The 19,229-nt window shown below is 68.3% G+C and carries 30 protein-coding genes; 14 read left to right on the top strand and 16 right to left on the bottom strand.

Annotated features, from left to right (window positions below):
* The first annotated feature begins 107 nt into the window (after positions 1-107).
* Together ACWEPG_RS05220 and ACWEPG_RS05215 are read left to right on the top strand one after the other, a co-directional pair.
* Positions 108-2,237, top strand: a complete 2,130-nt coding sequence (locus tag ACWEPG_RS05220; protein ID WP_452594014.1) for a catalase — start codon at positions 108-110, stop codon at positions 2,235-2,237.
* A gap of 55 nt (positions 2,238-2,292) precedes the next feature.
* Complete coding sequence (locus ACWEPG_RS05215; protein ID WP_450113588.1) at positions 2,293-2,568, top strand: hypothetical protein; 276 nt, start codon at positions 2,293-2,295, stop codon at positions 2,566-2,568.
* A gap of 26 nt (positions 2,569-2,594) precedes the next feature.
* Here ACWEPG_RS05215 and ACWEPG_RS05210 read toward each other — a convergent pair whose 3' ends face one another.
* Positions 2,595-3,026, bottom strand: coding sequence for a cupredoxin domain-containing protein (locus tag ACWEPG_RS05210; RefSeq protein ID WP_450113587.1), 432 nt, complete (start codon positions 3,024-3,026; stop codon positions 2,595-2,597).
* A gap of 177 nt (positions 3,027-3,203) precedes the next feature.
* Between ACWEPG_RS05210 and ACWEPG_RS05205 the strand changes: the two genes are divergently transcribed.
* From ACWEPG_RS05205 to ACWEPG_RS05155, 11 genes are all read left to right on the top strand, one after another.
* Entirely contained in the window at positions 3,204-4,169 is a 966-nt protein-coding gene (locus ACWEPG_RS05205; RefSeq protein ID WP_452594013.1) for a PfkB family carbohydrate kinase, read from the top strand.
* On the top strand, positions 4,166-4,921 hold the full coding sequence (gene surE, locus ACWEPG_RS05200; protein WP_450113585.1) for a 5'/3'-nucleotidase SurE: 756 nt from the start codon (positions 4,166-4,168) through the stop codon (positions 4,919-4,921). Before ACWEPG_RS05205 ends, surE begins: the two co-directional genes overlap by 4 nt.
* Positions 4,922-5,012: 91 nt before the next feature.
* Complete coding sequence (locus ACWEPG_RS05195) at positions 5,013-5,213, top strand: hypothetical protein (protein ID WP_450113584.1); 201 nt, start codon at positions 5,013-5,015, stop codon at positions 5,211-5,213.
* Between the two features lie 2 nt (positions 5,214-5,215).
* Positions 5,216-5,746, top strand: a complete 531-nt coding sequence (locus ACWEPG_RS05190; RefSeq protein ID WP_450113583.1) for a DUF6328 family protein — start codon at positions 5,216-5,218, stop codon at positions 5,744-5,746.
* A 76-nt stretch (positions 5,747-5,822) separates the two neighbouring features.
* A complete protein-coding gene (locus tag ACWEPG_RS05185; RefSeq protein WP_450113582.1) occupies positions 5,823-6,092 on the top strand; it encodes a DUF7218 family protein in 270 nt (89 codons plus the stop codon).
* On the top strand, positions 6,073-6,627 hold the full coding sequence (locus ACWEPG_RS05180; protein WP_452594012.1) for a DUF2231 domain-containing protein: 555 nt from the start codon (positions 6,073-6,075) through the stop codon (positions 6,625-6,627). Before ACWEPG_RS05185 ends, ACWEPG_RS05180 begins: the two co-directional genes overlap by 20 nt.
* A 75-nt stretch (positions 6,628-6,702) precedes the next feature.
* A complete protein-coding gene (locus tag ACWEPG_RS05175; protein ID WP_450113580.1) occupies positions 6,703-7,851 on the top strand; it encodes a carboxylate-amine ligase in 1,149 nt (382 codons plus the stop codon).
* Positions 7,852-7,976: 125 nt separating this feature from the next.
* Positions 7,977-8,171 carry a CsbD family protein gene (locus ACWEPG_RS05170; RefSeq protein WP_450113579.1) on the top strand — a complete coding sequence of 65 codons (195 nt, stop codon included), beginning with the start codon at positions 7,977-7,979 and terminating at the stop codon, positions 8,169-8,171.
* 233 nt (positions 8,172-8,404) lie between these two features.
* Entirely contained in the window at positions 8,405-8,734 is a 330-nt protein-coding gene (locus ACWEPG_RS05165; protein ID WP_452594011.1) for an STAS domain-containing protein, read from the top strand.
* Between the two features lie 35 nt (positions 8,735-8,769).
* Positions 8,770-9,159, top strand: a complete 390-nt coding sequence (locus tag ACWEPG_RS05160; RefSeq protein WP_452594010.1) for an ATP-binding protein — start codon at positions 8,770-8,772, stop codon at positions 9,157-9,159.
* Positions 9,160-9,195: 36 nt separating this feature from the next.
* Positions 9,196-9,804 (top strand): PAS and ANTAR domain-containing protein, encoded by a 609-nt coding sequence (locus tag ACWEPG_RS05155; protein ID WP_452594073.1) that lies wholly within the window; start codon positions 9,196-9,198, stop codon positions 9,802-9,804.
* Positions 9,805-10,039: 235 nt separating this feature from the next.
* Here the strand turns inward: ACWEPG_RS05155 and ACWEPG_RS05150 are convergent, their stop codons facing one another.
* Complete coding sequence (locus tag ACWEPG_RS05150; protein ID WP_452594009.1) at positions 10,040-10,663, bottom strand: RES family NAD+ phosphorylase; 624 nt, start codon at positions 10,661-10,663, stop codon at positions 10,040-10,042.
* Positions 10,660-11,190, bottom strand: a complete 531-nt coding sequence (locus tag ACWEPG_RS05145) for a hypothetical protein (RefSeq protein WP_450113576.1) — start codon at positions 11,188-11,190, stop codon at positions 10,660-10,662. The genes ACWEPG_RS05150 and ACWEPG_RS05145 overlap by 4 nt, the downstream gene beginning before the upstream one ends.
* Before the next feature lie 394 nt (positions 11,191-11,584).
* Between ACWEPG_RS05145 and ACWEPG_RS05140 the strand changes: the two genes are divergently transcribed.
* On the top strand, positions 11,585-12,430 hold the full coding sequence (locus tag ACWEPG_RS05140) for an alpha/beta fold hydrolase (RefSeq protein ID WP_450113694.1): 846 nt from the start codon (positions 11,585-11,587) through the stop codon (positions 12,428-12,430).
* Between the two features lie 26 nt (positions 12,431-12,456).
* On the opposite strand, the gene ACWEPG_RS05135 is transcribed toward ACWEPG_RS05140, so the two are convergent.
* The 13 genes from ACWEPG_RS05135 to ACWEPG_RS05075 form a co-directional block, all read right to left on the bottom strand.
* Positions 12,457-12,768 (bottom strand): gas vesicle protein K, encoded by a 312-nt coding sequence (locus tag ACWEPG_RS05135; RefSeq protein WP_452594008.1) that lies wholly within the window; start codon positions 12,766-12,768, stop codon positions 12,457-12,459.
* Positions 12,761-12,970: a gas vesicle protein gene (locus tag ACWEPG_RS05130; protein ID WP_452594007.1), complete on the bottom strand. Its 210-nt coding sequence runs from the start codon at positions 12,968-12,970 to the stop codon at positions 12,761-12,763. Before ACWEPG_RS05130 ends, ACWEPG_RS05135 begins: the two co-directional genes overlap by 8 nt.
* Positions 12,967-13,749, bottom strand: a complete 783-nt coding sequence (locus tag ACWEPG_RS05125) for a GvpL/GvpF family gas vesicle protein (RefSeq protein ID WP_450113573.1) — start codon at positions 13,747-13,749, stop codon at positions 12,967-12,969. The genes ACWEPG_RS05130 and ACWEPG_RS05125 overlap by 4 nt, the downstream gene beginning before the upstream one ends.
* The gene (locus tag ACWEPG_RS05120; RefSeq protein ID WP_450113572.1) at positions 13,742-14,122 is read right to left on the bottom strand and encodes a gas vesicle protein; all 381 of its coding nucleotides are present in this window, start codon (positions 14,120-14,122) and stop codon (positions 13,742-13,744) included. The genes ACWEPG_RS05125 and ACWEPG_RS05120 overlap by 8 nt, the downstream gene beginning before the upstream one ends.
* Entirely contained in the window at positions 14,119-14,409 is a 291-nt protein-coding gene (locus ACWEPG_RS05115) for a gas vesicle protein GvpO (protein WP_450135439.1), read from the bottom strand. Before ACWEPG_RS05115 ends, ACWEPG_RS05120 begins: the two co-directional genes overlap by 4 nt.
* 6 nt (positions 14,410-14,415) lie before the next feature.
* Positions 14,416-14,652 (bottom strand): gas vesicle protein GvpG, encoded by a 237-nt coding sequence (locus ACWEPG_RS05110; protein WP_450113570.1) that lies wholly within the window; start codon positions 14,650-14,652, stop codon positions 14,416-14,418.
* Between the two features lie 3 nt (positions 14,653-14,655).
* Positions 14,656-15,438 (bottom strand): GvpL/GvpF family gas vesicle protein, encoded by a 783-nt coding sequence (locus tag ACWEPG_RS05105; RefSeq protein WP_450113569.1) that lies wholly within the window; start codon positions 15,436-15,438, stop codon positions 14,656-14,658.
* Complete coding sequence (gene gvpJ, locus ACWEPG_RS05100; RefSeq protein ID WP_450113568.1) at positions 15,438-15,851, bottom strand: gas vesicle protein GvpJ; 414 nt, start codon at positions 15,849-15,851, stop codon at positions 15,438-15,440. Before gvpJ ends, ACWEPG_RS05105 begins: the two co-directional genes overlap by 1 nt.
* Entirely contained in the window at positions 15,848-16,825 is a 978-nt protein-coding gene (locus tag ACWEPG_RS05095; RefSeq protein WP_452594006.1) for an SRPBCC family protein, read from the bottom strand. The genes gvpJ and ACWEPG_RS05095 overlap by 4 nt, the downstream gene beginning before the upstream one ends.
* A 95-nt stretch (positions 16,826-16,920) precedes the next feature.
* Entirely contained in the window at positions 16,921-17,559 is a 639-nt protein-coding gene (locus tag ACWEPG_RS05090) for a hypothetical protein (protein WP_452594072.1), read from the bottom strand.
* Positions 17,560-17,663: 104 nt separating this feature from the next.
* Positions 17,664-18,014 carry an STAS domain-containing protein gene (locus ACWEPG_RS05085; RefSeq protein ID WP_452594005.1) on the bottom strand — a complete coding sequence of 117 codons (351 nt, stop codon included), beginning with the start codon at positions 18,012-18,014 and terminating at the stop codon, positions 17,664-17,666.
* 258 nt (positions 18,015-18,272) lie between these two features.
* Complete coding sequence (locus tag ACWEPG_RS05080) at positions 18,273-18,611, bottom strand: DUF6292 family protein (protein ID WP_450113693.1); 339 nt, start codon at positions 18,609-18,611, stop codon at positions 18,273-18,275.
* 114 nt (positions 18,612-18,725) lie between these two features.
* The gene (locus tag ACWEPG_RS05075; RefSeq protein WP_450113564.1) at positions 18,726-19,106 is read right to left on the bottom strand and encodes a hypothetical protein; all 381 of its coding nucleotides are present in this window, start codon (positions 19,104-19,106) and stop codon (positions 18,726-18,728) included.
* Positions 19,107-19,229 lie beyond the last annotated feature (123 nt).

The raw sequence follows: 19,229 nt of genomic DNA, 5'->3' as shown, positions 1-19,229 counted from the left end.
TACCAGCAGGACCGAAGGCGTGCGGATCGGTCCGCCCTCGCCGGCGCCCGCTTCGCCACCCGGTTCGGAACATCGGTACCCGATGGACACGTGTGGAGGTGCTCGAAATGGCGGAACGCTCGTCGCGTCGGGAGGAGCCCCGGAACGGGGACCCCAAGGACGGCCAACTCGACTCGGCACGGGTGGACCGGTCCACCGGCCACCTCACCACGCAGCAGGGCGTGCCCGTCGCGCACACCGACGACTCCCTGACGGTCGGTGAGCGCGGCCCGACGCTGCTGGAGGACTTCCACTTCCGGGAGAAGCTCACCCATTTCGACCACGAGCGGATCCCCGAGCGCGTGGTGCATGCCCGCGGCGCAGGCGCGTACGGCGTGTTCGCACCCTACGACGACCGGCTGTCCGCCTACACCTCCGCCGGGTTCCTGACCCGGTCGGACGTGGAAACACCTGTGTTCGTGCGCTTCTCGACTGTGGTTGGGTCGCGGGGATCCGCAGACACGGTGCGTGACGTGCGCGGATTCGCCACCAAGTTCTACACCGCGCAGGGCAACTACGACCTCGTCGGGAACAACTTTCCGGTGTTCTTCATCCAGGACGGCATCAAGTTCCCGGACCTGATCCACGCGGTCAAACCCGAGCCCGACAACGAGATCCCCCAGGCGCAGTCGGCGCACGACACGTTCTGGGACTTCGTTGCACTGCAGCCGGAGACCCTGCACACGGTGATGTGGTTGATGTCGGACCGGGCACTGCCGCGCAGCTACCGGATGATGCAGGGCTTCGGGGTCCACACCTTCCGGCTGGTCGACCACGACGGGCGGGGCACGTTCGTGAAGTTCCACTGGCGTCCCCTGCTCGGGGTGCACTCGCTGCTGTGGGAGGAGTGCCAGCAGATCGCAGGCAAGGATCCCGACTTCAACCGGCGTGACCTGTGGGAGTCCATCGAATCCGGCAGTTTCCCCGAGTGGGAGCTCGGTGTGCAGCTTGTGCCCGAATCCGACGAGAACGCCTTCGCATTCGACCTCCTCGACGCGACGAAACTGATTCCGGAGGAGGCGGTGCCGGTGCTCCCGGTGGGCCGGATGGTGCTCGACCGCAACCCGGACAACTTCTTCGCCGAGACCGAACAGGTCGCCTTCCACACCGCGAACGTGGTTCCCGGCATCGACTTCACCGACGATCCGCTGTTGCAGGCACGGAACTTCAGCTATCTCGACACCCAGCTCATCCGGCTCGGCGGCCCCAACTTCGCCCAGCTGCCGGTCAACCGGCCACTCGCGGACGTCCGGACGAACCAGCAGGACGGATACGGTCAGCACCGGATCCCCCAGGGCCGGACCGCGTACACGGAGAACACGCTCGGCGGCGGATGCCCCGCGCTCGCCCGCGAGGACGGATACCGGCATCGCGCCGAGCTGGTGGAAGGGGCGAAGGTTCGGATCCGCGCGGACGGCTTCCACGATCACTACAGCCAGGCCCGGATGTTCTGGAACAGCATGTCCGAGGTCGAACGCAGGCACATCGTGGCCGCGTTCGGGTTCGAGCTGGGCAAGGTGCGATCGGTGGACGTGCGAGGCCGGGTGCTCGCACAACTGAACCTCCTCTCGCACACCCTGGCGTCCGAGGTCGCGCCCCTTGTCGGCATGGCCCCGCCATCACACGACCTGATGATCGGTGACGGCGCCGCCTCGCCCGCGCTGTCCCAGACCGGTCAGGCGCCAGCCGGGATCGCAACCCGCAAGATCGCGGTGCTGGTGGCCGACGGCGTCGACGTCGTCGGAGTGCAGCGCCTGCAGGAGACGCTCGAGGGGCTGGGGGCGGTGATCGAACTTCTCGGCCCGACGGAGGGCGCGATGCTCGGCGGCTCCGGTGGCTCCCTCACCGCGGATCGGGCGATCAACACGATGGGGTCAGTGCTCTACGACGCGGTGGTGGTCCCGTGCGGGCCGTCGAGCAACGCGACCTTGGCCGCGGACGGGGCCGCCGTGCACTTCGTCACCGAGGCATACAAGCACGCCAAACCGATCGCCGCGTTCGGAGTGGGTCTGGATCTGTTGCGGGCGGCGGGGATTCGCGAGGAGCTGGCCGATCGGGCCGACGTGGTCGTCTCGCACGGCGTGATCTCCTCGGCCGCGGCGTCCGATGCGCTGCCGAGCGCGCTGTTCGCCGAGTTCGCCGACGCGGTCTCCCGGCACAGGTGCTGGGATCGCGACACCGACCCGGTGCCGGCGTGACGAACTCGGACCGCCAGGGCGTTTCGGCCGGCCCGTGTGCGGGCACAGGCCATCCATGACCGAACCACGACGTGAACCAGCCGACAACATCGAGGAAGAAGAGCGAGCCGCCTCGGGTGCGGAGTCCCTGGACGAGGACCGCCTGGGTGCCGATCCTATCGACGTGGGATACGACGCGCCCGACCACTGGGCGGAGGCCGACCGCTTCGGCACCACCGAGGCGGAGTCCCGCCGCGGCGAGTCGCTCGACGAGCGCTTGCGTGAGGAGGAGCCCGACGTCGACTCCGCGGCCGAGCACCCCGATGTCGACGGGGACCGCCCGGAGCCGTGACCCGGCGGCGTCACTGGACGGCCGTGTCACTGGACGACGAGGGTCCCCACCATCTCAGGGTGGTACTTGCAGTGGAACCGGTATGTGCCGGGGGTTGTCGGCGCGCGGAAGGTCGCGGCGGCGTTCCCGTCGACGTCCTCGTCGAACGCGCCCGCCGTGTCCGATGTCACGGAGTGTTCGGCGCCGTCGCGGTTGTCGATCGTCACCTCCGACCCCGCCCGCACCGTCGCCGGAGTCGAGAAGGCGAAATTTTGAACGGTGACCACCGCCTGCCCGGCGGGACTGTCCGGGATCTCGTCGACGGTGTCCTGTGCCTCGGCGGTGTCGTTGTCACCGTGTGGTCCGGGCAAGGAGGTCTGCGGCGCCTCCGGCGTGGTCGGTTCGTTGTCGCCGCATCCCGCCATGGTGAACAGGACCAGTGCGGCGCCTACCACGGTCGCGCCCGCGGTTCGATTCATCTCGTGCTCCTGACCGTCGGTGTTCGCGCGTGATACCCGGTACGGCGCGAGCCGAAACCGTGGTCGGGACGGGCCCGGTCAGCCGGTCAGAGCGTCCGGTCCTGCACCCGACGCCCCGGAGGGTCACACGTCGAGGACGGGGTTTCCCGGACCCGCCCGGCGGGTATGCGGTCACCGATGAGTGAACCGCGCCGTTCGACCGCCGACAGTCCTCCGCGGATCTGTGTCTTCGCGCCCGATCCGGTGCTGACGATCACGCTCGAGGACCTGCCGGACGGGAGCAATGAGCTGCACGTGCACGCCGGTGGTCAGGGGTTCTGGATGGCGCGCATGGCCCGCATCCCCGGCGCGCGGGTGAGCCTGTGCGGCGCCTTCGGTGGTGAGACGGGCTCGGTGCTGCACGACCTGATCGCTCGGGACGGGCTCGACGTGCACTCTGTGCGGGCACGTGGACCGAACGGCGCCTACATTCACGACCGGCGCGGTGAGGACGGCGAGCGGCGGACGATCGAACCCATGGCGTTGAGTCGGCACGAGGCCGACGACCTGTTCGGCATCGCGCTCGGCGCGGCCATGTCGGTCGATGTGATGGTGCTCGGGGGAATGCGGAGCGGCGGCGTCGTACCCACCGATGTGTACTCCCGGCTGACCGCCGACCTGTCCGGATTGGGAATCGCCGTGGTCGCCGACCTGTCCGGGGACACCATGGCCGCCGCCGCGTCCGCAGGGCCGACGGTGCTCAAGGTCAGCCACGAGGATCTCCTCGGCAGCGGGCACGTGGACTCGGCAGCCGAGTCACATCTGGCTGAGGCCATGACCTCACTGGCCGAGGAGGACACGGGCACGATCGTGGTGTCCCGGGCGGCGGAGCCGGCTCTGGTCCTGTCCGGCGGGGAGTTCTCGGAGGTCGTCTCACCGCCCCTGCGCGTCACCGACCCGGCCGGTGCCGGGGACTCCATGACGGCGGGAATCGCGGTCGGGCTGGCCCGCGGCGACCCGATCGAGGGAGCACTCAAACTCGGTGCCGCCGCCGGTGCCGCGAACGTCACGCGCCACGGCCTGGCCATGGGACAGCGCGCCGTGGTGGCCAGGCTCGCGGACGCGGTCGTCGTTCGGCGCTGTACCGGAGACCCGGGCCGATGAGGGCGCTGGTGGTCAACGACGACGGGGTGGACTCCGCCGGCATCGGTGTGCTCGCCCGGGTGGCGAGGGACGCCGGGCTCGAGGTGGTGGTGGCGGCACCCTCCTCGGACAGCAGCGGTTCGAGTGCCGCACTGACGCGCCTCGAGGAGCACGGTCGGCTGGTGGTCGATCACCGCGAGTACCCCGATCTTCCCGGTGTCGAGGTCATGGTGGTCGAATCCTCCCCCGCGATGATCGTGTTCCTCTCCGCCTCTGGCGCATTCGGTGCCAGACCGGACCTGGTGCTGTCCGGGATCAATCACGGGCCGAACACCGGGCAGGCCGTCCTGCACTCGGGGACCGTTTGCGCCGCCTTCACCGCCGCCAACCAGGGCGTGCTCGCGGCAGCGCTGTCGATGAACGCCGCCGTGCCGGAGCACTGGGCGACCGCCGAAGCGGTGGCCCGCTCGGCGATCGACTGGCTGATCGCGAGCGGGGTGAACGGCACGGTCCTGAACATCAACATCCCGGATGTGCCCCCCGCGTCCTGTCGGGGGATTCGGTACGCCTCGCTCGCCGCGTTCGGCGCCGTGCAGGCGGTGATGGAGGAAACCTCCAGCTCGCGCCTGGCGGTCACGTTCACCGGTGTGCGCGCGAGCGAATTCGAAAGCACGGATGCCGGTCTGCTGCGACAGGGCTGGGCGACCGCGACGGTCCTCCGGGCGCCCGCCGAGGCGCCGGACGTCGACGTGGACGGGCTCGCGCCGCGATGAACGCGGCGGGACGGCAGCACGACGGGCCGACTTTCTGCGCGCGTTTGATACTCCGCCCCGCGGGGCACCCCCCACCCGAGTGAGGTGTGCCATGAGGATCGTTCTGCTCGTCGCGGTGATCTGGCTGGTCATCGGCGCGGTCGCCGCCTATCAACGGGGGTACTTCGAAAGCGCACCCGGCGACTGTGCCGGCGCGGGCACGACCGCGGTGACGGTGGTCGCGGGACCGTTGAACTACGTCGGTGTCAATCCGAAGGTCACCGACTGCGAACTCCCCCAACCGAGTACGTGATCATGCGAGGGTCTCCGGTCGACCACGCCGCGGCGGACGACGGCTGGGACCGTGCCGCGCGGCACGAGACGCCCACCGAACGCCTCGACCGGAACTGGGCCAGCCTGCTGCAGGAGCTCCGCGTCACCCAGACCGGCGTCCAGTTGCTGACCGGGTTCCTCCTGATCCTGCCGTTCCAGCCCAAGTTCGACACACTCTCCGAGGTGGAGCGCGGGGTGTATCTGGTGGCGGTGCTCTCGGCGGTGGCGTCGACCGTGCTGCTCGTCGCGCCGGTCGGGATGCACCGCATCCTGTTCCGCAGGCACCGCCTGGAGACCCTCGTCGCCACCGCACACGGATGTGCGATCGCCGGTGGCGCCCTGCTCGGCCTCGCGTTGTCCTGCGTCGTCGTCCTCACCGTCGGTGTGGTCGCCGGGATCGAATTCGGGATCCTGGCCGGGGCCCTCGCGGCGATCATGTTCGCGTTCTTCTGGCTGGTGTGGCCGTGGCTGCTCCGCCGTGATCCCCCGACCCGTGATCCTGCGAACGGGTGAGTGCACCGGCAGCGCCACGGTTTCGCCGGACCGGGCCGTGGGTATCCGACATGGACGCCGACGGAAGGAGGAGACGATGCCCAGGAAGGGTTCCGATCCGCATCTCAAGGACCAGGAGATGTACGAGGAGCTCCGCAAGCAGGGCGACTCGAAGGAGAAAGCGGCGCGCATCTCGAACGCCGCCGCCAACCGGGGACGCAGCAGCGTGGGTCGCAAGGGCGGACACGGCGACTCCTACGAGGACCGCACGGTTCCCGAACTGCGCGACCGCGCAAAGGAAATCGGCCTCACCGGCTACTCGAAGATGAACAAGGGGGAACTCGTCGATGCGCTCCGCAACCACTGATCTGTCACAGCCCGACACCTTCGGCGTTCGAGAGGTGCTGGCGATCCCGGAGTCGTTGACAGGCCTCGATCAGGTCGGCGATCCACTGCACGCTCGCCTCCAGCAGGTCTTCGGCGGCAGGGTCGGAGCGGCCCTCCGCGGTTCCTGGCTCGGGCACCCGGTGCACCCGATCGTGGTGACCGTTCCGATCGGCGCGTGGACGGCCGCGGTCCTGCTAGAAACCTTCCTCCGTGATCATCGCGCGGCCCGCAGGCTGATCGGCCTCGGACTGATCGCCGTGCCGTTCGCCGCCCTGACGGGCTGGGCGGACTGGTCCACCCGCGACGCCACGGAACGGCGCGCCGGGCTGGTGCATGCGGCAGGAGTCAACCTCGCCGCACTGGCGATGGTGTCGTCCTACCGGCAGCGCAGGAACGGACCGACCGCGCGTGCCGAGGCGAGCAGCCTCGCTGCCGTCCTGATCGTCGGCGCCGGCGGCGCGCTCGGCGGCCACATTGCGTTCGGTCGTACGCCCGGGAACCCTGCCGACCGCTGAACCCGCCCGGTTTCGTCGCGCGAGCTCCGGCGCGGATCGGTGTTTCCTGCGCGGCGTACCGGGCATCCTCCGCTCGTGAGCACCGAAACCGCCCCGTCCCCGCCTCGGCCGGACGATCCGGCGCGCCCCTCCTTCGGGGTGGAGGAGGAATTCCTGCTGGTCGACTCCGAGACCGGGCAACCGAGTCTGTGCAACGACGCGGTGGTGGCCGCGGCCGAGCGGTCGGGGCTGGACCTGCAGCTGGAGCTGTCCCAGTGTCAGGTGGAGACCAACTCGCCGGTCTGCTGGGACACCGGCACCCTCCGTGACCACCTCCTCTCCTCCCGTTCCCAGGTTGCCGCGGCGGCCCATTCGGAGGGCTGTCGACTGGTGGCAGCGGGAACACCGATACTCGGGCCGTGGCGCATCCCGATCAGCGATGCCGAGCGCTACCAGCGGATGGCCGACCGCTTCGGGGTCCTCACGATCGAGCAGGCGGTCTGTGGCTGCCATGTGCACGTGGACGTCCCCGATCGCGAACTCGCCGTCCAGGTCTGCAATCACGTGCGCCCATGGCTGCCGACGCTGCTGGCGCTCGGTGCCAACAGTGCATTGCACCGCGGCGCCGACAGCGGGTACTCGAGCTGGCGGTCCGTCGTGTGGTCCCGGTGGCCGACGTCCGGGCCGCCGCCGTTGTTCCGATCGGCGGAGCACTACGACCGGATGGTCGACACCCTCGTCGATTCCGGTCTGCTGATGGACGAGCGGATGGTCTATTGGGACATCCGGCCGTCCTGTCACCTGCCGACCGTGGAGATACGGATCGCGGACGTGCAGCCGACCGTGGACGAGGCGATTCTGCTGGCCACGTTGATCCGGGCGCTGGTTGCGACGTCCACACGGGTTGTCGCGGCCGGTGCGGCGGCACCCGACGTCGACCTCGAAACGCTTCGTGCGGCAACGTGGATCGCCGCTCGCGATGGCCTGGCGGGTCGGGCGATCGACCCGCGAACCGCGACGCCCTCCGCGCCGCTGCCGATGATTGATGCGCTGATCGCGCATGTCCGGGACTCTCTCGACGAGTTCGGTGAGTATCCCCGCATCGACCGCCTGGTGCGCCGGCAGCTGGCCACCGGTAACGGTGCGCAGTGGCAACGCCGCACCTGGCACGAGTGCGGCACGCTCGAGGCGGTGGTGGAACGGTCCGCGCAGCGGACGCTGCAGGGCGCCCCCCACCTCGATTGACACGAGCGGGTTTGGAACCGCGTCGCACCTGGGTACCCGGACAGTGGGCCGCACGGTCGTCGAGAGAACCCGAAGTGGCCGCCCGTCGCGTATTCGCGGCGGATCCGAACCCCGAAGGAGAACTCATGGGTGCCGTCGACAAGGCGAAGAACAAGACCGAAGAGCTGGCCGGGAAGGCCAAGGAGAAGCTGGGCCAGGCCACCGGAGACAAGGACACCGAAGCCGAGGGCCACGCCGACCAGGCCAAGGGCAACCTGAAGCAAGCAGGTGAGAAGGTCAAGGACGCCGGAGGCAAGGTCAAGGACGCCTTCAAGGACTGATCTCCCGGTTCCCGCCGCCACCCACCCAATTGGTCGGGTGGCGGCGGGCAGCTGTGGGTGCACGACTGCGCGCACGCCGGGAAATGTTCTGGTAGAAAGGGACGCGGTTGAGCCAACAGCCACATCGCGTACAACGATGTCAGGGGCCCGCTGTGCTTCACCTCCTCCTTTCCCCTTCCGGTCCGACCAACGGTTCGACCACGAGACGGCAGGCATCGGCGAACGGTGCGTCCGTGGTCCGCGTGGCCGGTGACGTCGACGCCGCCACGATCGACGGCTTCACCATTCGTCTCAACGACGGCCTGACTGCAGCTCGCCGCGCGCTGATCGTCGACCTCTCGCGCATCCGATTTCTGTCCATCACAGCCTGTTTCATCCTCGGCGACGCCCAGTGGCGGGCCGGATACGACGGCGTGGAAGTTGTCTTGGTGGCACCGGATCGACAGGTACGGCGTGCGCTGGCGGCGACCGGCATACTCCAGCGGTTCCGTATCTTCGACACGGTCGACCGCGCGTGTGGCGCGACCGCTGTCGGCGCGGCCGGCTCCGCCCTGTGTCTGTAGGCGACGACGAGTTCGGGCAACCGGTGGAGTTGTGCGTGCCCGCCGACGCGGAACAGGCGAAGGGGATTCGCGAGGTCGCGAGCGTGCTCGGGGAACAGCACGAATTCGACGAGGACGCGATCGCCGAGCTGCAGATGGCGGTCGACGAAGCCTGTACCCGACTGATCCGTGCCGCGGTGCCGGGGACCTCGTTGGTCTGTCGATTCGGCGCGACGCGCCGTCGGCTGCGTTTCACTGCCACAGCGATAGTTGGGTCGCCCGAGGAAAGCAGGTGGTCTGAACGAGGCTACGGCTGGCATGTCCTGCAGAACATGGTCGAGGGGCTGTCGATCCGACGCGGACGCGACACGGAAGCGCGACATCTGCTCATCGTGGAGTTTGCGAAGCAGGTGGAAAGCCTCTCGGGCAGGTGCCAGACTTGTTAGGTGACGACGGCTGACGACCGCTTCCGTGAAGTGCTGATGTCCGGTCGGCTCGAAAGGGTCGGCAGTTTCCGCTTCCTGTTCGACGGCGAACGGTGGGAGTGGTCGGACGCGGTGGCCCGGATGCACGGCTACGAACCCGGCGAGGTCACCCCCACGACGGAGTTGCTGCTCGAACACAAGCATCCGGACGACCGAGACGGCGTCGCCGGCCTGCTGCAGCGGGTCCTGCACGACGGCGAGCCGTTCAGCAGCCGACACCGGATCGTGGACACCGCGGGCCACGTGCGGCACGTGGTGGTCGTCGGGCACCGCATCATGGAGGGCGACCGCCCGGTCGGGACCGCCGGGTTCTACGTCGACGTCACCAGTTCCGTTCAGGCGGACACCCACCGGACCATCACCGAGACGCTGCCCGGGCTCGTCGAATCCCGCGCCGTCATCGAACAGGCGAAGGGTGCGCTGATGGTGGTCTACGGCATCGACGCCGACCGCGCCTTCGACGTGCTGACCTGGCGCTCCCAGGAATCGAACGTCAAACTGCGGGTGATCGCGGAGCAACTCGTCGAGGCTCTCCCCGGGGCGGTGGACCTGCCCGCGGGACTTCGCGGCCGGTTCGACCACCTCCTGCTCACCACCGGCAGTTAGACGTCTGACAAATGCCTGACCCAGGCGATGAAGGCATTCAGCATCACCGCCGCGCGGTGAAAGATCGCGAGTTTGTCGTACCGCGTAGGCAACCCACGCCACTGCTTCAGGTGGCAGAACCGGCGCTCGACCACATTGCGGCCGCGATAATCGACCGCATCGAAGACCGGGGGCCTGCCACCGCCGCGAACCTGCCGGTGAGGGCAGAGTGCGGGTCCTGGTGGTGCGGCCGGGATCAGCTCGTCGGCGGCGAGACGATCCGCACCGACCGCGGCGGGCCGGCGACTGTGAGGCCGCACCGTCGAGCAGCTGCGGTGAGCGGCTCGGGGTTCGGGTCGGTCGGCCAGGTCGCGGCCTCGCCCGCCTCGTTGAACAGGCCGACCGCGTTCGGGTTCGGCCCGGTGGTGAACCGGGTCTGGTACCGCAGCCCGTCGAAGCTGACGGCGGCGAACGCTGCGGCCCACTCCTGCGGCACCGCGTACGGGGTCATCGATGCCAGTTCTCGGGTGAGGCCGAAGTCGGCGGCCCTGTCTGCGCAGGTGTCGGCCACGTTGTGCGCGTGCGGCACGGCCAGGGTCGACAGCTGACGGTCTGAGGCGAACTCCTCGGTGATGACCCCGGTGGTCGCCAGTGCCTCCCCGACGGTCTCCCGGATCGCGGTGAGCTCGTCGAACGCGAGGTAGCAGGTACCCCGCGGCGGCGTCAGGTCGAACCGGCCGCCGCCGGAGGAGGAGAACCACCAGGGGCCGTTCGCGGCGCGGTGCCCGCGGACGAGCGGCTGCGCTGCGGTGAGCTCGCAGCCGGGGAACTGCTGCAGCGGCAGGGCCGGGGGACGGAGGGCGACAGAGTCCCGGGTCACGCGGCCCACCGCGCCGCGTCGGCGCGGGCCAACTCCAGGGCCGTGTCGATCGGGTGGCCGTCGGTGACCCAGTCGACGGCGCTGCGGTCACCGAGCCCGGGCTGCGGGCTGCGCAACCACACCGCGCAGGTCCACGGGTCGGCGGCGGCGCGGAGCAACTTCCACAGGGTGATCAGGTGCGGGTGCGCCGTCCCCTCGGCGGTGAACTGCCAGGTGGGGTAGACCCACTGGCCGTCGGCGAGCCGGCAGGCGATCACCGTGCCGGCGGCCACGGCCTTGTTGACGGCCTGTCGGCTCACGTCCCACCACCGGGTGAGGCCGCCGGTGTCGTAGAACGGGCCGACCAGCTGGTCGTAGACGTGGGTGGTGGGCAGCGCGGCGGCCATGGCCGCGGCAATGGCCTCGACGTCGCCGAAGGCCTCGGCGGGGACGCCGGCCGCGCGGGCGTCGGCGAACGTCTCGTGGACGCGGCGGGTGAGAAGGTCCAGGAGCTCACGTTCCTGCTCGACCAGGGTGGGGGTGTTCATGGAAATCCTCCTGGGGGTCAACCTCGTCAACCTCAGTGTTCTCGGTTGCGTCAACCGTGTCAACCAGCCGGTCGGGCCGGTTGTTCCCGGCCATCCGTGCCCCCGCAACGAAACAGGGGACCTGGGTTTTGGCTACTCGGCCTGCCCTACCTTGCCTACCCACCCCAGCTGGTGAAGGTAGCCCAGCTACAGAAGGTGGGTTGGGTACCCAAGTTTCAACCCTGGCGGTCCTGGACGCTGCGAGGCGCTGCAGGAGACTCGACCTCTTCGGTCAGGCCCGACCGATAGTTTTGGGCTTCGCCATGGGTCTATCTGTGCACGAGCGGCTTACGGGCCAGTTCACTGGCCGGACCGTGCAGACAATGACCGGGAGGAGACCCTAATGGCAGACGTGATGAGAACGATCGACGCTGGCGGCATCACATTCGGGGTGGAGCACTTCGGGGACGCGACGGCGCCGCTGGTTCTCCTGGTGGGCGGAACCACCATGCTCTCGTGGCCGAGCGCCCTGTGCGCTGCTCTCGCCCACGGCGGGCGCCACGTCGTGCGGTATGACCTGCGCGATTCGGGGGCATCGACCACCGTCGATCCCGAGTCGCCGGCCTACACGCTGCGCGATCTGGCATCGGATGCCGCATCGCTCGCCCACGAGCTTGACTCCAGGCCGGCGCACCTGGCGGGCATTGGTGTCGGCGGGATGGTCGCCCAGGTCGCCGCGCTTGACCATGCGGAGGCGTTCAGCGCGCTCACGCTCGTCGGAACAAGGCCCGTCGCTCCAGGTCCGGTCGACGACGACCTGCCTGACCATGACGGGCCGACCATGGCCAGGGCGTTCGCGCGTCCAAAGCCGGACTGGTCCGACCGCGCCAGCGTGGCGGAGTTCGCCGCCGCCGGCGCCGAGATCCTTGGCAATGACCCCGCCGCCGCGCGCGTGACCGCCGAACGAATCTGGGACCGCACGCCGGGCACCGACCCCGCGATCCAGATGGCCAATCAGCTGGGAATGGTGTTCTCCAAGCTCGACTGCGAGCCGCGCTGGCGAGAACGTCTGCCCGAACTCGCGATGCCGGCACTCGTGGTGCACGGCAGGCGCAACCCGTTCTTTCCTGTCGGTAATGGCGAGGCGTGCGCGCGGGAGATCCCCGAGGCCCGGCTACTCGTGATAGAGAATGCAGCGACCGCGATCCCCGATGCGGCCACCGGCGAGGTGGCGGCGGCGATGCTTTCGCTGAGACGGTAACCACGGGGCGGGGTGTCCCGCTGCCATCACTCGTCGGCCAGGAGCGGTCCCAGTGGCCCGAGGTCGATGTTCAGGTCGTCGGCGGTCAACCCGAAATGATCCCGTAGTTCCGCCATTCTCTCCTCGAGCAGCATGAGGGTGGTGCCGATCCGTTCGATCTGCGCCTCGCTGAGATCACCGACCTCTACCCGGCGGATGGCCTGGCGTTCCATCAGTTGCCGCAGGAGTTCGACGATCGTGAGCACCAGGCTGACCAGACCCTTCTCCACCGACTCGGGATCGGCGTCGATGCGACGTGGAAGTCCCCGGCGGTCGCCATCCGGTCGCTGCTCAGTCATCGTCGGGGGCCGGCAGGAGTGCACTCACCGAGGAAACGAGCGTGCGGAGGGAGATCTGCACCATGTCGATGTCGGCGAGCGACAGGGTGATCTCCCCGGAGATCACGACACCGCCCGCGAGCACGCGGTCGAGGAGATCGACGAGGGCGATGCGGCGGTACTCGTCCGTCGGCAGCTGCTCGTTCGGCAACGGTTCGTTCATGGGGCCGCCCGGTCGTTGCCGGTGAACGAGTACGGGGGCCACGGCCCCGTGAGTTCGACTGTGACGCCGGGGTGTTCGGCGTCGAGTTCCGCGACCAGTGCGGCGAACTCGTCGGTGCGGGCGGTGTCCACCAGATAGGTGCCGTTGTGGATCATCCACGCGTGTCGGCCGGTGAGGACCGGGTCGGTGATCCGCTGTCTCCGCCCGTGGACCGCGACGCGGCAGAGCCGATCGTGGATGTCGCTCGCGTGAGCGGCGGCACGCTTCTCGACGTCGGCCTGTGCGGCGAGTTCGGCTCGTCGCCGCAGCAGGTAGGCGGTTCCGGTTCCGGCCGCTCGTTGTTCGCGTTCCTCGTCTGTTGCCGATGCCGCCATCGCCTTGCGGTCACCGTAGGCCTTGACTCCCCATTCGCTGCGATCCGTCACCATGCGCAGCACGGCGGCGAATTCGTCGCTCCGCTCCGCGAGCAGATCGGTGATCGGCTCGTCGCCGTGGTACAGCGTCGCCAGCCGCAGCGGCACCGTCGGACCGCAGTGCAGGAGCGCCGCCACCACCGCATCGTGTGCCCTTGCCGTGCGCGCCAGCCAGTCCAGATCGTCGAGGTTGCGTTGCAACGCGGCTTCCCCGAACTCGTCGAGATCGACCGAACCGACCGCGGCGACCAGACCGCCGGCCCGCACGGTCCGGACCTGTTCGCCGCCGACTCCTTTCACGCCGGCGAGGCCCGACGTGTCGACACCGTCCAGGGTGATGCCGTACAGCCACACTCCGTCAGTCATCGGGTGTCGACCGCGATTCGACTTCCGGCTGCCTGCCGTCCCCGATCGCCGAGCGCACCGAGTGGTCCGACTCGAGTTCGGCAACCCGCTCCTTCAACTTCCGATTCTCGAGTTCGAGGTCGCTGCTTCGGCCGGTGAGCCACGGGTCGTGCTCCCACCAGTCGATGCCAACCTCCTTCGCGGTTTCGAGCGAGGCGATGACCAACCGCAGTTTGATGGTGAGCAGTTCGATGTCGAGCAGGTTGACCTGGATGTCTCCGGCGATCACCAGCCCCTTGTCGAGTACCCGTTCGAGGATGTCGCCGAGATTGGTGGAGTGAGGTCCCCCGGCGGACTGAGGCAGATTCGCGTTTCCGGGCCCGACAACGGTCATGGGAGTCCACTCCGATCGTCGCTCACCCCGCGGGTGTACCGGCGGGTCCGCTTGTACGACAGCAGTTCGCCATCCAGGTCGAGCACCACTTCGTAGGTCGCGAGCAGGTCCGTGGACGAGGGCACGCGCCGGTCCTCGACCACCTCCACCTCGACCGTCCAGCCGTCGTCCGACGGAAGCACCGCCGTCGCGCCGAGGGGTTCTCGGCCCGTCAGCTCCGTGATGTCCCGCAGCGCCAGCTGCGCGATCTCGGGGGCCGGCAGCGGGGGCCGCTCCTCCTCTGCCATGACCTCTCACTCCTTCCGCGGACGTCTCGTCAGCTGGTCGAGGATCGCCTGCTCGGCCTGCTCCTCTTCCTCCGGCGTGATCTCGCCCCTCTCACGTGCCTCGTCCAGCTCCTCGAGCGCGCGGCGCGCTCGGGCGGGATCATGCAGCTCCTGCTCGACCTGCCGCTGAATGAGTTCGGCGAGCGAGATCACCCCGGTCACCGGTCGCAGCGGCAGGGTCGCGATGAACGACAGAATCCCCACGGCTCAGCCCTGGTCGGCCGGTTCCGCGGTGACGACGAAGTCGTATGGCGCCAGCGGTCCGAGCAGGCGCATCTCGACGCGGTTCTCCCATTCGTCCGCGAGCTTCCCCACAGCTTCTTCGAGTTCCTCCTGCCGGCCGACGTCGACGAGGAGTGCAACGTGAACGGCCTCCCTTTCGTGCGTGGGTTCGCGGATGTTGACGGCGGCGGAAAGCTCGTCGAGCGCTTCGACCGCCCTGCGGGTGTCTTCATCGCGTTTGGCGGAGATCGCGTTGGTGACGAGCTCGCCGAGCGCCATGCGGGCGTCACGGGTGGCATCCTCGGACGTGCCGCTGATCGCGTCCCGCAGCCGGGCGGCCTCGTCGTTCTCGGCGATCACCTCCCGCAGGACGGCGTGCTCGACGTAGCGGCCCTTCACCACGTATTGGGCCTTGCCCTCGAGTTCCGACAGGGCCGCCGCGAACTCGTCCGCGTGGGCCGACAACAACTCCTGTTTCACCGCATCGGTGTCGGTGAGAACCGCGCCGAACCGCAGCGGCAGGATCGGCGCGACGCGCGAGGTTCCGTCCAGCACGCGGGCGTGTGCCCGCAGGTCTTCCGGTTCCCCGAGTGGACGGTCGACCGACAGTTCACTCACGAGCGCAGCTATGTCGCCCTCCTTGACGACGCTGATGTCGGAATCCACCACTCCGACGGCGTCGTTCTCGGCTTCCACGTCGGCAGGAACTATCCCGTAGACGTAGATGCCGCTGGTTTCGGTCTTGTCCGTGGTCTGCTCGGCAGACATCACCGATCACCTCTGCTGGACTTCCGCGACGCGCGTTCGCGCTCCGGACTCTCGTCGCCGGCGAGGAACTGGCCGAGCTTCTCGCCTGCGGCCTCGATGGCGCCCTTCGTCTTCCCCTTCGCGCCGGATTCGGTCACGCTGCCGACGATGTCGGTCAGGCCCTTCGGCTGGCTTCCGGATATCTCGAGCCGGTTCACGGCCTCGGCGAACCGGAGATAGGTGTCGACGCTCGCGACGACGATGCGTGCGTCGATGGTCACCAGCTCGATGCCGACCAGCGAAAGACGCACGTACGCGTCGATGACGAGTCCCTTGTCGAGGATCGTGTCGATCACGTCGGCGAGGCCGCTCGAATTGGGACGCCCCGCGACCCCTCCTCCTGAGCTACCTGCGGGTTGTATGGCGGTGGTCATGTACGTGCTCCTTGCTTTCGGCGCGGCCCGCTCGCTGCCGCTTCCTTACGGGTACGGCCGGCCGGGCGGCGTCGCGGTGCCTTCTGCGGAGGTTTGGACTCTTCGTCCTCCTCCTCGTATTCGTCCTCTTCGCCTTCGTCCTCTTCGCGCTCACCGGAGCCTCGCTCCCCCGTCTCCTCGCCCTCCTCGGCTTCGGGTTCGCCGGGTTCCTCGCCTTCCTCGGGTTCCTCCTCGGGCTCGACGACCTTGCCGTCGCGAATTTCGCCCGGCCATCCCTCCACTTCTTCTTGGTGAAGGATGGTCTGGGTCATGACGTGACGCTGGAAGTGCTTGAGTTCGAGGCGCATTCGCCTTCCCTGCGCCCGCCAGATGTTGCCCGTCTTCTCGAAGAACCCCTGCGGGTGATACTCGAGGACGACGAGGATCCGGGTGAGGTCGGGCGTGAGCTCGTGGAAGGTCACCGCACCGTCGACGAAGCCCTTGGCGCCCTTGGACCGCCACACGATACGTTCGCCGGGAACTTGCTCGATGATCGTCGACTCCCAGGTTCGATGGGACCAGAAGACCTGCGCCTTCCAGCTCAGCTTCTCGTCCGACACCTGCTCGACCTTCTCCAGCTTCTTCATGAACTGGGGAAATTCTCCGAACAGCGTCCACTGGTCGTACGCGACCTGCACCGGAACGCCGACATCGATGGACTCCACGATGTTGATGATCTTCTTGCCTTTGCCCTTACCCTTGCCGCCGGTGAACGCGTTCTTGATGGCGGACAGCTTGTCCTTCACTCCCTGTTTCACCGCGGCCATCCCCGCGCCCATCGCGGCCTTGACGGGCGACTTGCCTTCGCCGAGCTTCTCGGCGCCGGTGACCGCCGCGAGCAGACCGGGACCGCCTTGCTGAGCGGCGTACTCGTTGAGCCGTCCGGTCGCATCGAGCACCTTGTTCGACAACGACGACACCGCCTTGTCGGTCACGGTGGAAACCAGTCGCTGCACCGACTCCTGCAGTGGCGACAACTCCTCCGAGGTGTCACGGCTCGTCTCGTCGTTGGACTTGTCAGTCATCGTGATCACTTCCGGGTCCGGCGTACCGGCGCGGAGTCACTCGAAGCCGGCGCACGTGTCTTCCTGGGCCGTGCCGGAGCCTCGTCCTCGTCGTCGTCTGCCCTGGCGGACGACCGGGACCGGGTGGACCGAGACGAACCCTCCTCGCTCCGGCGCCTCGCGGCGGGACGCTTCCGTGCACGGGGCGCTTCATCCTCCACCGGCTCCTCTTCTTCGTCTTCCTCGTACTCGTCTTCGTCGTATTCGTCTTCCGGCTCCGGCTCCGCGCGCTTGCGCTTCTTTCCGGTCACGACCTCGCCGACGCCCTCGCCGACGCCCTCGAGCAGGTCTTCTCCACCCTGGACGACTCCCTTACCGCCGGATTGGAGCCGTTCGCTGAGGGAATCGATCCGGCCGCTGGCCGCCGTCGTCGCCGCCGTCTTCGCAGCGGTCAGCAGCTCACCTCGGATCGACTTCCCCAGTTTCGCGACCTCCGGTGAGGCGGCGAGTGCCTTGCCGCCCCGTTCCAGAAGATCTCTCGGTGCGGCCGGGAACCGACCGGTCAGGCCTGCGCCGGCGAGCATGAGCGCGGTCTTCATCCGGCGCGTCCGGCCCAACAGATATCCGGCCCCTACCGCGAGGCCCACCTGCATTTTGGTATTCATCGCCAATTCCTCATCGAAGATCTGACGCACGTGCCGTCTCGGAAAGTGCGTTTTGTCTCGACTACCCCCGAGCCCGCCTGCTCAATCAGTCCGGGCGAACAAATTCACCGTCGGCGCTTTGGGTCGCAGCGCACGAGCTCGCGCATCCCGGTCGCGTCGAGTGCGCGTTCGACTCCGCGCGACTCCACGAGGACGCTCAGGTCGAGGTGGTCACGCCACGCCCTCTCCTGCGCCGGACCCAGTGCCAGGGCCGCCGCCGCGCTGAGGAACTGCACGGCCGACAGATCGACCACCACGGAGTGTTGGCTGATGGTGAGCGCGCGGTCGAGGACGTTGAGGAATGTGGGGAGCAGTGCGGCGTCGAGATCGCCCACGACGATCACCACGGCGGTGTGACAACCCGTCAGCGTGCCGGCGTCGTCGGACAGCGGATCGCGCCCGAGTGGGGATCCCACGAATTGGCGCTCCAGTGTGGCGGTTGCGAACATGACGAACCTCCCAGAACTTTCGGGATGGTTCGCGCGCCGACAACCTGTCGTGGCCACCACGGGGGCCATGTAGGACTGGCAATTCGATGAGCCCGAATCGGACACGAACCGCGTCGGCTGTCATCTCAACCGCATCTCTTGCTACCACACTGCGGCAGTCCTGTACACCCTCCTGCGGCAGTCCTGTACACCCTCCCGGGAACAGCAGGTCCGGCACCGGTCCGTTCAGGGCGGGCTTCTGCGTGCCTGAAGGCACGAATCACAGAGTGCGACAACCGATTCGGGATGCGGAACGGGTGCGCCCGTGGTGCTGCAGAGCGTGATCATGTCCTCGCTCGAACCGGTCTCGACCGCGAGTCTCCAGCCACCCGAGTCCAGCCAGATCAGCGCCAGTTCCCGGCCCGGGAACAACACGTCGTCACGGGGCAACGGGATGTATGCCTCCGATGCGGGCCCCGACGCACAGAACTGCCAGCGGACATCGCCGTGCGCGGCGCCCACCGCGGCACTCACCGACTCGACGTACCGCCGGAAACCGGACTCCGTCGAGATTTCGTAGTCCATCACCACTGTCGCCGGACCTTTTCGACCGTCCATGGCCACGGTATGCCCAGGCCGGACCAGAGCAAACCCCTGGTCGGTGCCCGGGTGTACCCGCGGCGACAGCAGCGGTCGAGACTACGGGCAGGCCGGGGACACGAGGTTGTAGATGTTCTCCGCCTGTTCCGGGGTCGGCTTGGTGTCGCCGTTGGCGGCCAGCGTCTCGATCTGGACGGTGACCGCCTCCTTGGATGCCCCGGTCGCGAGTTGGTCGCAGGATTCGGTGACGATCTTCTCGATATCCTCGTCGCTGCGGCCTTCCGCCAGTTCCGAATAGCCGGTGCGGAAGGAGGCGACGAAGGCGGTCAGCTTGGCCTGGTCGACCCCCGATTCCACGCTCGTGACCATGCCTCCCGTGTGCTCGCTCGGCATGTTGTTGTCGCCGCTGTCGTCGGAACCGCAGCCGGCAAACGCCAGCACCCCGGCCGCGGCAATGGTCAGTGCAATCGAATTCCTCATGACCCCGGCTGTGCCCGCCCGTCGTGTCGCTCAAACGCGTTCACGTTTCGGTTCGCGCCAACCGGGTACGTGAGGACACCATGCACCCCTTCGCGAGGACGACGGACTTGGTCGGGCCGGTCG

The organism is Rhodococcus sp. NPDC004095, from assembly GCF_053604015.1.
This window is presented reverse-complemented; position numbering and strand designations above follow the sequence as displayed.

What these genes read in the sequence shown, in the direction of transcription:
- ACWEPG_RS05075 (WP_450113564.1), bottom strand. Translation starts at nt 19,106, where the DNA reads ATGAGGAATTCGATTGCACTGACCATTGCCGCGGCCGGGGTGCTGGCG.
- ACWEPG_RS05120 (WP_450113572.1), bottom strand. Translation starts at nt 14,122, where the DNA reads ATGACCGTTGTCGGGCCCGGAAACGCGAATCTGCCTCAGTCCGCCGGG.
- ACWEPG_RS05180 (WP_452594012.1), top strand. Translation starts at nt 6,073, where the DNA reads ATGCGCTCCGCAACCACTGATCTGTCACAGCCCGACACCTTCGGCGTT.
- surE (WP_450113585.1), top strand. Translation starts at nt 4,166, where the DNA reads ATGAGGGCGCTGGTGGTCAACGACGACGGGGTGGACTCCGCCGGCATC.
- ACWEPG_RS05155 (WP_452594073.1), top strand. Translation starts at nt 9,196, where the DNA reads ATGTCCGGTCGGCTCGAAAGGGTCGGCAGTTTCCGCTTCCTGTTCGAC.
- ACWEPG_RS05185 (WP_450113582.1), top strand. Translation starts at nt 5,823, where the DNA reads ATGCCCAGGAAGGGTTCCGATCCGCATCTCAAGGACCAGGAGATGTAC.
- ACWEPG_RS05080 (WP_450113693.1), bottom strand. Translation starts at nt 18,611, where the DNA reads ATGGACTACGAAATCTCGACGGAGTCCGGTTTCCGGCGGTACGTCGAG.
- ACWEPG_RS05145 (WP_450113576.1), bottom strand. Translation starts at nt 11,190, where the DNA reads ATGAACACCCCCACCCTGGTCGAGCAGGAACGTGAGCTCCTGGACCTT.
- ACWEPG_RS05170 (WP_450113579.1), top strand. Translation starts at nt 7,977, where the DNA reads ATGGGTGCCGTCGACAAGGCGAAGAACAAGACCGAAGAGCTGGCCGGG.
- ACWEPG_RS05220 (WP_452594014.1), top strand. Translation starts at nt 108, where the DNA reads ATGGCGGAACGCTCGTCGCGTCGGGAGGAGCCCCGGAACGGGGACCCC.
- ACWEPG_RS05115 (WP_450135439.1), bottom strand. Translation starts at nt 14,409, where the DNA reads ATGGCAGAGGAGGAGCGGCCCCCGCTGCCGGCCCCCGAGATCGCGCAG.
- ACWEPG_RS05090 (WP_452594072.1), bottom strand. Translation starts at nt 17,559, where the DNA reads ATGAATACCAAAATGCAGGTGGGCCTCGCGGTAGGGGCCGGATATCTG.
- ACWEPG_RS05135 (WP_452594008.1), bottom strand. Translation starts at nt 12,768, where the DNA reads ATGACTGAGCAGCGACCGGATGGCGACCGCCGGGGACTTCCACGTCGC.
- ACWEPG_RS05215 (WP_450113588.1), top strand. Translation starts at nt 2,293, where the DNA reads ATGACCGAACCACGACGTGAACCAGCCGACAACATCGAGGAAGAAGAG.
- gvpJ (WP_450113568.1), bottom strand. Translation starts at nt 15,851, where the DNA reads ATGACCACCGCCATACAACCCGCAGGTAGCTCAGGAGGAGGGGTCGCG.
- ACWEPG_RS05210 (WP_450113587.1), bottom strand. Translation starts at nt 3,026, where the DNA reads ATGAATCGAACCGCGGGCGCGACCGTGGTAGGCGCCGCACTGGTCCTG.
- ACWEPG_RS05130 (WP_452594007.1), bottom strand. Translation starts at nt 12,970, where the DNA reads ATGAACGAACCGTTGCCGAACGAGCAGCTGCCGACGGACGAGTACCGC.
- ACWEPG_RS05105 (WP_450113569.1), bottom strand. Translation starts at nt 15,438, where the DNA reads ATGTCTGCCGAGCAGACCACGGACAAGACCGAAACCAGCGGCATCTAC.
- ACWEPG_RS05190 (WP_450113583.1), top strand. Translation starts at nt 5,216, where the DNA reads ATGCGAGGGTCTCCGGTCGACCACGCCGCGGCGGACGACGGCTGGGAC.
- ACWEPG_RS05125 (WP_450113573.1), bottom strand. Translation starts at nt 13,749, where the DNA reads ATGACTGACGGAGTGTGGCTGTACGGCATCACCCTGGACGGTGTCGAC.
- ACWEPG_RS05140 (WP_450113694.1), top strand. Translation starts at nt 11,585, where the DNA reads ATGAGAACGATCGACGCTGGCGGCATCACATTCGGGGTGGAGCACTTC.
- ACWEPG_RS05205 (WP_452594013.1), top strand. Translation starts at nt 3,204, where the DNA reads ATGAGTGAACCGCGCCGTTCGACCGCCGACAGTCCTCCGCGGATCTGT.
- ACWEPG_RS05195 (WP_450113584.1), top strand. Translation starts at nt 5,013, where the DNA reads ATGAGGATCGTTCTGCTCGTCGCGGTGATCTGGCTGGTCATCGGCGCG.